We start from the raw sequence: 10,579 nt of genomic DNA on the forward strand, positions 1-10,579 counted from the left end.
CTGGTTCATTTTCTTTGCGCCAAGTTAACCTGAGTTCACTTAGGGGTACGATTTTGCCATTTATCATGCATACTGTGCGTTTTTTGTGGGCCAAGGGACTACGCGCACATTCCTTATTCCAACGTAAGATTTGTCTATGAGCACTGATAATAAGCAATCATTGTCTGCGATAACGCTCGCAGCCATTGGGGTTGTCTACGGTGATATCGGCACCAGCCCACTTTATACGCTGCGTGAGTGTCTTTCCGGCCAGTTTGGTTTTGGCGTAGAGCGCGACGCCGTGTTTGGTTTTTTGTCGCTGATTTTCTGGCTTCTGATTTTTGTGGTGTCGATTAAGTACCTGACCTTCGTCATGCGGGCGGACAACGCCGGTGAAGGCGGGATCCTGACGCTGATGTCGCTGGCGGGGCGCAATACCTCTGCCAGAATGACCTCGGTGCTGGTGATCATGGGGCTGATTGGCGGCAGCTTCTTCTATGGGGAGGTGGTCATCACCCCGGCAATATCGGTGATGTCGGCGATAGAAGGGCTGGAAATCGTCGCGCCACAGCTCGATACGTGGGTAGTGCCGCTCTCCATTATTGTTCTGACGCTGCTATTTATGATCCAGAAGCACGGTACCGGCATCGTGGGGAAGCTTTTTGCGCCCATTATGCTGATCTGGTTTCTGATTCTGGCGGTGCTCGGCCTGCGCAGCATCATTGCCAACCCGGACGTCCTGCACGCCCTGAATCCGATGTGGGCGGTCCATTTCTTCCTTGAGTATAAAACCATCTCATTTGTCGCCCTCGGCGCGGTGGTGCTGTCCATTACCGGTGTTGAAGCGTTGTATGCGGATATGGGCCATTTCGGCAAGCTGCCGATCCGGCTGGCATGGTTTTCGGTCGTGCTGCCATCGCTGGTGCTCAACTATTTCGGCCAGGGCGCGCTGCTGCTGCGTCACCCAGAGGCGATTAAAAACCCCTTCTTCCTGTTGGCACCGGACTGGGCGCTGATCCCGCTGCTGATTGTTGCCGCGCTGGCGACGGTTATCGCCTCGCAGGCGGTGATTTCCGGCGTCTTCTCGCTGACCCGTCAGGCGGTGCGTCTGGGCTATCTGTCGCCGATGCGTATTATCCATACCTCTGAGATGGAATCCGGGCAGATTTACATCCCGTTCGTGAACTGGCTGCTGTATACCTCGGTGGTGATTGTCATCGTCAGCTTTGAACACTCCAGCAATCTGGCGGCGGCTTACGGAATAGCGGTGACCGGGACGATGGTCTTGACCTCTTTCCTCTCTACGACCGTGGCGCGTAAAAACTGGCACTGGAATAAGTTTCTTGTGGCTTTCATTCTCGTGGCATTCCTGTGCATTGATATCCCGCTGTTCTCGGCGAACCTGGATAAAATCGTCTCCGGCGGCTGGCTACCGCTTAGCCTGGGGCTGATTATGTTTACGGTTATGACCACCTGGAAAAGTGAACGTTTCCGCCTGCTGCGCCGTATGCACGAGCACGGCAATTCTCTGGAGGCGATGATCGCCTCATTAGAGAAGTCGCCGCCGGTTCGCGTACCAGGCACCGCAGTCTATATGTCCCGCGCGCTGAACGTGATCCCCTTTGCGCTGATGCATAACCTCAAGCATAACAAGGTGCTGCACGAACGCGTGATCCTGCTGACTCTGCGCACGGAAGATGCGCCTTACGTGCATAACGTGAAGCGTGTGCAGATCGAACAGCTTTCGCCGACCTTCTGGCGGGTGGTGGCGAGCTACGGCTGGCGCGAAACGCCGAATGTGGAGGAGGTCTTCCACCGCTGTGGTCTGGAAGGCTTAAGCTGCCGGATGATGGAAACCTCGTTCTTTATGTCGCACGAGTCGCTGATCATTGGCAAGCGGCCGCTCTATCTGCGGCTACGCGGCAAGCTCTTCCTGCTGCTCCAGCGCAATGCGCTGCGCGCGCCAGACCAGTTTGAGATCCCGCCTAACCGGGTGATTGAGCTGGGGACGCAGGTCGAAATTTAACGTGTTGAGTATGCCGGGTGACGCGTTTGCTCACCTGGTATCTATTGTCTGTTTCCCGCAACAACATCCTCTACATTTACCTTAGCGAAACGTTTCGACGGCGATCACATTTCTGCAACGACACGATGGTTTTCTCATCACCAGCCACGCTACACTCCTTATCAGCGAAACGTTTCGCTAGTGGAGCAAAAAAATGAAAAAAGGTACGGTGCTGAATTCTGCAATTTCATCGGCGATCTCTCTGCTGGGACATACCGATACGCTGGTGGTCTGTGATGCGGGCTTGCCCATCCCGTCCAGCACGTCGCGTATTGATATGGCATTAACCCAGGGTGTGCCTGGCTTTATGCAGGTCCTGGACGTGGTCACCAGTGAGATGCAGGTTGAAGCAGCGATCCTCGCGACGGAAATTAAACAGCATAATCCGCAGCTCCACGAAACGTTGCTCAACCATATTGAGCAACTGCAACAACACCAGGGAAACACCATAGAAGTCCATTACATCTCGCATGAGGACTTCAAAAAACAAACCGCAGATAGTCAGGCGGTCATTCGCAGCGGGGAGTGTTCCCCGTATGCGAATATTATTCTCTGTGCTGGCGTGACGTTCTGAGGCCATCATGGACGCATTACTGCAACTCAAAGGGATCGACAAAGCGTTCCCTGGCGTAAAAGCCCTCTCCGGAGCGGCGCTCAATGTTTATCCTGGCCGCGTCATGGCGCTGGTGGGGGAAAACGGCGCGGGCAAATCCACAATGATGAAAGTGCTGACCGGCATCTATACCCGCGATGCCGGATCGCTGCTGTGGCTGGGCCAGGAAACGACGTTTAACGGTCCGAAATCCTCGCAGGATGCGGGCATCGGTATTATTCATCAGGAACTGAACCTGATCCCGCAATTGAGCATCGCGGAAAATATCTTCCTCGGCCGTGAATTTGTTAACCGCTTTGGCAAAATCGACTGGAAAAGGATGTATGCCGAAGCGAACACCCTGCTGGCAAAACTTAATCTGCGCTTTAAAAGCGACCGGCTGGTAGGTGAATTGTCGATCGGCGATCAGCAGATGGTTGAAATCGCCAAAGTGCTGAGCTTTGAATCGAAAGTCATCATCATGGATGAACCGACCGATGCGCTCACCGATACCGAAACAGAATCACTGTTCCGCGTGATCCGCGAATTAAAAGCGCAGGGGCGCGGCATCGTTTATATCTCCCACCGTATGAAAGAGATCTTCGAAATTTGCGATGACGTTACCGTCTTTCGTGACGGGCAGTTCATTGCCGAGCGCGAAGTGGTCAGTCTGAGCGAAGATACGCTGATTGAGATGATGGTCGGGCGTAAACTGGAAGATCAGTATCCGCGCCTCGACAAAGCGCCGGGGGAAATTCTCCTGAAGGTCGATAACCTGTGTGGACCGGGGGTGAATGACGTGTCCTTTACCCTGCGCAAGGGTGAAATCCTTGGCGTGGCCGGGCTGATGGGCGCAGGCCGTACCGAATTAATGAAAGTGCTGTATGGCGCATTACCGCGTACCAGCGGTTACGTCACGCTGGGCGGACGTGAAGTGGTGACGCGCACGCCGCAGGACGGGCTGGCGAACGGCATCGTCTATATCTCCGAAGACCGCAAACGTGACGGCCTGGTGCTGGGCATGTCGGTAAAAGAAAACATGTCTCTCACCGCGCTGCGCTACTTTAGCCGGGCGGGCGGTGGCCTGAAGCATAAAGATGAGCAGCAGGCGGTAGGCGATTTTATCCGCCTGTTTAACGTCAAAACGCCGTCAATGGAACAGGCGATCGGCCTGCTTTCCGGCGGTAATCAGCAGAAAGTGGCGATTGCCCGCGGTCTGATGACGCGGCCAAAAGTCCTGATTCTGGATGAGCCGACGCGCGGCGTGGATGTCGGTGCCAAGAAAGAGATTTATCAGCTCATCAACCAGTTTAAGGCTGAGGGCCTGAGTATCATTCTGGTCTCCTCCGAGATGCCGGAAGTCTTAGGGATGAGCGATCGCATTATTGTTATGCACGAAGGCCACAACGGCGGTGAGTTTACTCGCGAGCAGGCCACTCAGGAAGTGTTAATGGCTGCCGCCGTCGGCAAGCTTAATCGCGTGAATCAGGAGTAATACAATGACTACCCAGACTGTTTCTGGACGCCGTTATTTCACCAAAGCATGGCTGATGGAGCAAAAATCGCTGATCGCTCTGCTGGTGCTGATCGCGATTGTCTCCACCATGAGTCCGAACTTTTTTACCGTCAATAACCTGTTCAACATTCTTCAGCAAACCTCGGTCAACGCCATCATGGCGGTGGGGATGACGCTGGTGATCCTGACATCAGGCATCGACTTGTCCGTTGGCTCCTTGATGGCGCTCACTGGCGCAGTGGCGGCGTCAATCGTTGGGGTTGAAGTCAACGCGCTGGTGGCGGTTGCCGCCTCGCTGGCGTTAGGCGCGGCTATCGGTGCTGTTACTGGCGTGATCGTGGCAAAAGGGCGTGTACAGGCATTTATCGCCACCCTGGTGATGATGCTTCTTCTTCGCGGCGTAACAATGGTGTACACCAACGGCAGCCCGGTAAATACCGGCTTTACCGATAACGCCGATCTGTTTGGCTGGTTCGGCATTGGCCGTCCGCTGGGAGTGCCGACGCCGGTGTGGATCATGGGAATCGTCTTCCTTGCCGCGTGGTACATGCTGCACCATACGCGTCTGGGCCGTTATATCTATGCGCTGGGTGGTAACGAGGCGGCAACGCGTCTGTCCGGCATTAGCGTTAATAAAATCAAAGTCATCGTCTATTCACTAAGCGGTCTGCTGGCGTCGCTGGCGGGGATTATTGAAGTCGCGCGTCTCTCTTCTGCGCAGCCAACCGCAGGCACCGGCTATGAACTGGATGCTATCGCGGCGGTGGTGCTGGGCGGGACAAGCCTGGCGGGCGGTAAAGGTCGCATAGTTGGGACGTTGATCGGCGCATTAATTCTTGGCTTCCTGAATAATGGCCTGAATTTGTTAGGTGTTTCCTCCTATTACCAGATGATCGTTAAAGCGGTGGTGATTTTGCTGGCGGTGCTGGTAGACAACAAAAAACAGTAATAACGACACTACAGGACATCTTAAATATGAACATGAAAAAACTGGCTACTCTGGTTTCTGCTGTTGCACTGAGTGCTACGGTCAGCGCGAACGCAATGGCGAAAGACACCATTGCGCTGGTGGTTTCCACGCTCAATAACCCGTTCTTTGTTTCCCTGAAGGACGGCGCGCAAAAAGAAGCGGATAAACTGGGCTACAACCTGGTGGTTCTGGATTCACAGAATAACCCGGCGAAAGAGCTGGCGAACGTTCAGGATTTAACGGTACGTGGCACCAAAATCTTGCTGATCAACCCGACCGATTCTGATGCGGTGGGTAACGCCGTGAAGATGGCGAACCAGGCGAACATCCCGGTGATTACGCTGGACCGTCAGGCATCGAAAGGCGATGTAGTTAGCCACATCGCGTCTGATAACGTGCTGGGCGGCAAAATTGCTGGCGACTACATCGCCAAAAAAGCGGGCGAAGGCGCGAAAGTGATTGAGCTTCAGGGCATTGCCGGGACTTCCGCCGCGCGTGAACGTGGTGAAGGCTTCCAGCAGGCGGTAGCGGCTCACAAATTTAACGTGCTGGCCAGCCAGCCGGCAGATTTCGACCGTACTAAGGGTCTGAACGTGATGCAGAACTTGCTCACTGCCCACCCGGATGTTAAGGCCGTGTTCGCCCAGAATGACGAAATGGCGCTGGGTGCACTGCGTGCGCTGCAAACCGCCGGTAAATCAGATGTGATGGTGGTCGGATTTGACGGTACGCCGGATGGCGAAAAAGCGGTAAACGATGGCAAACTGGCCGCGACAATTGCTCAGTTGCCGGAGCAGATCGGCGCGAAAGGCGTCGAAACGGCTGACAAAGTGCTGAAAGGCGAGAAAGTTCAGGCGAAATACCCGGTTGATCTGAAACTGGTTATCAAACAGTAATTTTAAAAAGAAAAGCAGGGCACGCGCCACCGGTTCCGGTGGCGCACTTAAAGGGACACTCTGGATATGAAAAACGCAGGCCATCTCGTCGTTCTCGGCAGCATCAATGCCGATCACATTCTTAATCTCAACGCTTTCCCGGCACCCGGTGAAACCGTTACCGGCAATCAGTATCAAGTTGCGTTTGGCGGTAAGGGCGCGAACCAGGCGGTAGCCGCCGGGCGTAGCGGTGCCAGCATCGCGTTTATCGCCTGTACCGGCGATGATGACACGGGTGAACGTATCCGTAAGCAACTGGTAAGCGATAATATCGATGTCGAGCCGGTCAGCACTATCGCTGGCGAATCTACCGGCGTGGCGCTGATCTTCGTTAACGGCGAAGGCGAGAATGTGATCGGGATTCATGCGGGTGCTAACGCCGCGCTTTCTCCTGCGCTGGTCGAGGCGCAGCGGGAACGCATTGCTCAGGCTTCGGTACTGCTGATGCAACTGGAGTCGCCGATTGAGAGCGTGCTGGCGGCGGCGAAAATTGCCCATCAGCATCACACCACGGTTGCGCTGAATCCCGCGCCCGCGCGGGAGTTGCCGGATGAGCTGCTGACGCTGGTGGATATTATTACGCCGAATGAAACCGAAGCGGAGAAGCTGACCGGGATCGCGGTTAAAAATGATGACGATGCGGCGAAAGCGGCGCAGGCGCTACATAATAAAGGCATCAAAACGGTCATTATTACGCTGGGCAGTCGTGGCGTCTGGGCCAGTGTAGAAGGTAAGGGGCAGCGTGTTCCCGGTTTCAAAGTCGAGGCGGTCGATACCATCGCGGCAGGGGACACCTTTAACGGCGCGCTGATCACGGCACTGCTGGAAGAAAAACCGCTGGCGGACGCGATCCGTTTTGCCCACGCGGCGGCGGCGATTGCGGTCACCCGAAAAGGCGCGCAGCCGTCGGTACCGTGGCGTGATGAGATTGACCTGTTTTTACGTCAGCAGGGGTAAACATTGGCTACCATGAAGGACGTTGCCCGCCTGGCGGGCGTTTCCACCTCAACGGTGTCTCACGTCATTAATAAAGATCGCTTTGTCAGTGAGGCCATCACTGACAAAGTGGCTGCCGCCATCAAAACCCTCAACTATGCGCCTTCCGCGCTGGCGCGCAGCCTCAAACTGAATCAGACCCGGACTATCGGAATGCTGATTACCGCCAGTACCAACCCGTTTTACTCCGAGCTGGTGCGTGGCGTAGAGCGCAGCTGTTTTGAGCGCGGCTACAGCCTGGTACTGTGTAATACCGAAGGCGACGAGCAGCGGATGAATCAGAACCTTGAAACGCTGATGCAAAAACGCGTCGATGGACTGCTGTTGCTGTGTACCGAAACGCATCAGCCCTCACAAGAAATTATGCAGCGTTATCCTTCCGTTCCTACCGTAATGATGGACTGGGCACCCTTCGATGGTGACAGCGATCTGATCCAGGATAACTCGTTGCTGGGCGGCGATTTAGCGACGCAGCATTTGATCGACCAGGGCTATACGCGGATTGGCTGCCTGACGGGGCCACTTGATAAGACGCCTGCCCGTCTGCGTCTTGAGGGATATCGCAAAGCCATGCACCGGGCGGGCCTTGCCATCCCCGATGGATACGAAATTACCGGCAATTTTGAGTTTGGCGGTGGTTTTGCCGCAATGCAGCAGTTGCTTGCACATCCTGTTCCGCCCGAGGCAGTTTTTGCCGGGAATGATGCGATGGCCGTGGGGGCTTATCAGGCGCTTTATCAGGCGGGCAAGCGTATTCCCGAGGATATGGGGATTGTGGGATATGATGATATTGAACTGGCGCGTTATATGACCCCGCCGCTGACCACCGTTCATCAACCGAAAGATGAACTGGGCGAGCTGGCCATTGATGTGCTTATTCATCGAATGGCGCAGCCCGATCAGCAACAGCAGCGGGTTCAACTGACGCCGGAGCTGGTGGTTCGCGGCTCGACACGTGGTTAATGACGTTCTTTTATCAGGTTCCGTCCGTCTTTCGGTCGTAGCAGCATAAACACCGCGGCGGAGAGCACCGTTAATGCGCCCATCGTAATAAAGGTGTAGTGGAATTGCTCCACGGTATTCGCGTTATCAAAGCCTTCATAAAATCGCAGTACCGCCGCGCTGATGGCTACCCCCAGGCTGATCGATAATTGCTGGGTCACAGCCAGCATACTATTACCGCTACTGGCGTTTTCATCGGTCAGGTCAGCCAGGGTGATGGTATTCATTGAGGTAAACTGCGTCGACATGGCCATCCCCAGAATAAATAGCGGGATGAGCATCAACCAGATGGGGTAAGCAGGCGATTGCAGCGAGAACTGCGCAATCATCAGTCCAATAAACACGGTAACCCCAACCAGCGTGCGGCGATAGCCCAGTCGTCGAAGCACCTGCGTTACCATCGACTTCGCCAGAATAGAACCAATCGCCGTCGGGGCCATCATGCAACCGGCTATCAGCGCCGGATAGCCAAAGCCGACCTGCAACATCAACGGCATAAGGAAAGGAACGCAGCCGGTTCCCAGACGCGTTGCCAGGTTTCCGGCGATACCCACGGAAAAGGTTCGCGTTTTAAACATCGGCAGGGCAATAAGCGGATTCGGATGACGGCGGGCATGGCGAATATAGCCCAGCAGTAAAATGATGCTCAACGCGATAATAGCCAGCGCAATCCACGTCGCTACGATTTTTTCGCCAAACAACTCCATCCCACTGGAGAAAAGGACCAGTCCAAGACCGAAAAGCAGGAAGCCGCTCATATCGAAGCCGCGACGGGGCGTCGTGAAGTTCGGCATATATTTGCGTGCGTATAACAGCCCCGCGATGCCAATGGGAATATTAATCAGGAAGATCCAGTGCCAGCTTGCCCACGTTACCAGTACACCGCCGAGCAACGGACCGAGAATCGGCCCGACCAGGCCAGGCATGGTCACAAAGTTGAGTACCGGCAATAGTTCGCTGCGGGGATAGGCGCGTAATAATGCCAGGCGGGCAACCGGCATCATCATCGCGCCGCCAATTCCCTGGATCACGCGGAAAATCACCAGCGCCATGAGCGAGCCGGAAAGTGCGCAAGCCAGAGAACCGAGCGTAAACAGGCTGACCGCCGTCATAAAGACCAGGCGAGTCCCGAAACGATCCGCCAGCCATCCGCTGACCGGAATCAGCATGGCGACCGTCAGGGTATAGCTGATAATGGCCGATTGCATGGCTAAGGGGGAACGATCAAGACTTTGTGCGATGGCGGGAAGAGCGGTATTCAGTATGGTGGCATCCAGCGCCTGCATAAAAAAAGCCATTGCCGCAATCCATGGCAAACCGGCCATGCTGATCCCTTTTTTCTTCGTCATGCTTACTCCTTCGTTCCTGGCAAGTGATCCGGCGCGTTTAATAGTGCCTGGCAGGCCGCCAGCGCCCGATGACCATCGCTATCCTGAATGGCATCAACGATAGCCTGATGTAAATCGAGTTTGATCACTTCATTGTGCGTAATAGAGGTGAAGTAAATATGGTAGACCGACTGAAACAAGGTGGCGAAAGAGGTCAGAAAAGGATTACCGCTCATCTTATAGATGTGTTCGTGCCAGGCCATATCCACCTCTACCCAGCGATCGCGCTGAAAATGCTGCTTCAGGTAGACCATCTCCTCCATTAAAGTGTTCAACTGCGCTTTTTGCTCAGCGCTTCCCCGCGTTGCGGCCAGCAGGCAGGCCTGAGGCTCCAGGCTGCTGCGCATAATAAGGAAGTGCTGCACCACGTCCTGAAAGTTGTCTTCGGTCATCCACCATGAGAGCAGTTCTTTATCAAGGAAGTTCCAGTCGCTTTGCGGCATGACTCGCGTGCCGATGCGCGGGCGGGGCAAAACCATTCCTTTTGCTGTCAGGGTTTTTATCGCCTCTCGCACGGCGGTACGACTTACGCCATATTGCTCGCCCAGCTCTATTTCACCGGGCAGGATGCTCTCCGGGGCATAAACACCCTGCAAGATTTTCTGCGCCAGTTTCTCTGCCAGCACATATGAAAGGTTCTTTTGAGCAGCCAGCTGCTGTGCGCTTAGCTTCATAAATGCCGTTCCTTAATCTTTTTCACGCGTTCTAGTATGCCATTTGTGGCTGGCGGCGGTGGTAAAAACAGCATTTGAAGGATTATATGGCGTAACAGGCAGCAATTTGGTGAAAAAAAACGCGCTTAGTAAATTATTTTAAATTTATGCTTGTCAGCCCGGAATAACTCCCTATAATGCGCCTCCACTGACACGGAACAACGGCACGCAAGCCGCCGGGTCAGCGGGGTTCGAATGAGAACGCCGACGGAGAAAAGCGAAAATAAACGCTTGACTCTGAATGAGGAAAACGTATTATACGGGACCTCGCGACACAGCGCTAAAGCGCGTCGCAACTGCTCTTTAACAATTTATCAGACAATCTGTGTGGGCACTCGAAGATACGGATTCTTAAATGCCGAAAGGCAAAAATGAATACCAAGTCTCAAGAGTGAACACGTAATTCATTACGAAGTTTAATTC

9 protein-coding genes are annotated in these 10,579 nt (G+C 54.5%); 7 read left to right on the plus strand and 2 right to left on the minus strand.

Going from position 1 to position 10,579, the window contains the following annotated elements; all coding sequences use genetic code 11:
- Positions 1 to 136: 136 nt before the first annotated feature.
- The 7 genes from kup (at position 137) to rbsR (ending at position 8,016) form a co-directional block, all read left to right on the plus strand.
- A complete protein-coding gene (gene kup, locus INT84_RS16790; protein ID WP_194207702.1) occupies positions 137 to 2,005 on the plus strand; it encodes a low affinity potassium transporter Kup in 1,869 nt (622 codons plus the stop codon).
- Between the two features lie 193 nt (positions 2,006 to 2,198).
- On the plus strand, positions 2,199 to 2,618 hold the full coding sequence (gene rbsD, locus INT84_RS16795; protein WP_194207703.1) for a D-ribose pyranase: 420 nt from the start codon (positions 2,199 to 2,201) through the stop codon (positions 2,616 to 2,618).
- A gap of 7 nt (positions 2,619 to 2,625) precedes the next feature.
- Positions 2,626 to 4,131: a ribose ABC transporter ATP-binding protein RbsA gene (rbsA, locus tag INT84_RS16800; protein ID WP_194207704.1), complete on the plus strand. Its 1,506-nt coding sequence runs from the start codon at positions 2,626 to 2,628 to the stop codon at positions 4,129 to 4,131.
- 4 nt (positions 4,132 to 4,135) lie between these two features.
- Entirely contained in the window at positions 4,136 to 5,101 is a 966-nt protein-coding gene (gene rbsC / locus INT84_RS16805; protein ID WP_176918567.1) for a ribose ABC transporter permease, read from the plus strand.
- A 26-nt stretch (positions 5,102 to 5,127) separates the two neighbouring features.
- Positions 5,128 to 6,018, plus strand: coding sequence for a ribose ABC transporter substrate-binding protein RbsB (gene rbsB, locus INT84_RS16810; RefSeq protein WP_103676202.1), 891 nt, complete (start codon positions 5,128 to 5,130; stop codon positions 6,016 to 6,018).
- A gap of 66 nt (positions 6,019 to 6,084) precedes the next feature.
- Positions 6,085 to 7,014, plus strand: a complete 930-nt coding sequence (gene rbsK / locus INT84_RS16815) for a ribokinase (RefSeq protein WP_194207705.1) — start codon at positions 6,085 to 6,087, stop codon at positions 7,012 to 7,014.
- A gap of 3 nt (positions 7,015 to 7,017) precedes the next feature.
- On the plus strand, positions 7,018 to 8,016 hold the full coding sequence (gene rbsR, locus INT84_RS16820; protein WP_194207706.1) for a ribose operon transcriptional repressor RbsR: 999 nt from the start codon (positions 7,018 to 7,020) through the stop codon (positions 8,014 to 8,016).
- Here the strand turns inward: rbsR and mdtD are convergent.
- Both mdtD and INT84_RS16830 read right to left on the minus strand, forming a co-directional pair.
- On the minus strand, positions 8,013 to 9,404 hold the full coding sequence (mdtD, locus tag INT84_RS16825) for a multidrug transporter subunit MdtD (protein WP_194207707.1): 1,392 nt from the start codon (positions 9,402 to 9,404) through the stop codon (positions 8,013 to 8,015). The genes rbsR and mdtD overlap by 4 nt on opposite strands.
- 2 nt (positions 9,405 to 9,406) lie before the next feature.
- A complete protein-coding gene (locus INT84_RS16830; protein WP_194207708.1) occupies positions 9,407 to 10,117 on the minus strand; it encodes a FadR/GntR family transcriptional regulator in 711 nt (236 codons plus the stop codon).
- Positions 10,118 to 10,579 lie beyond the last annotated feature (462 nt).

The sequence above is a fragment of the Superficieibacter sp. 1612_C1 genome, assembly GCF_015234305.1.
Taxonomy (GTDB): domain Bacteria; phylum Pseudomonadota; class Gammaproteobacteria; order Enterobacterales; family Enterobacteriaceae; genus Superficieibacter.

Bases quoted from the DNA above. Each gene is read 5' to 3' on its own strand.
- rbsA (WP_194207704.1), top strand. From the start codon at position 2,626: ATGGACGCATTACTGCAACTCAAAGGGATCGACAAAGCGTTCCCTGGC.
- rbsK (WP_194207705.1), top strand. From the start codon at position 6,085: ATGAAAAACGCAGGCCATCTCGTCGTTCTCGGCAGCATCAATGCCGAT.
- rbsB (WP_103676202.1), top strand. From the start codon at position 5,128: ATGAACATGAAAAAACTGGCTACTCTGGTTTCTGCTGTTGCACTGAGT.
- rbsC (WP_176918567.1), top strand. From the start codon at position 4,136: ATGACTACCCAGACTGTTTCTGGACGCCGTTATTTCACCAAAGCATGG.
- mdtD (WP_194207707.1), bottom strand. From the start codon at position 9,404: ATGACGAAGAAAAAAGGGATCAGCATGGCCGGTTTGCCATGGATTGCG.
- kup (WP_194207702.1), top strand. From the start codon at position 137: ATGAGCACTGATAATAAGCAATCATTGTCTGCGATAACGCTCGCAGCC.
- INT84_RS16830 (WP_194207708.1), bottom strand. From the start codon at position 10,117: ATGAAGCTAAGCGCACAGCAGCTGGCTGCTCAAAAGAACCTTTCATAT.
- rbsD (WP_194207703.1), top strand. From the start codon at position 2,199: ATGAAAAAAGGTACGGTGCTGAATTCTGCAATTTCATCGGCGATCTCT.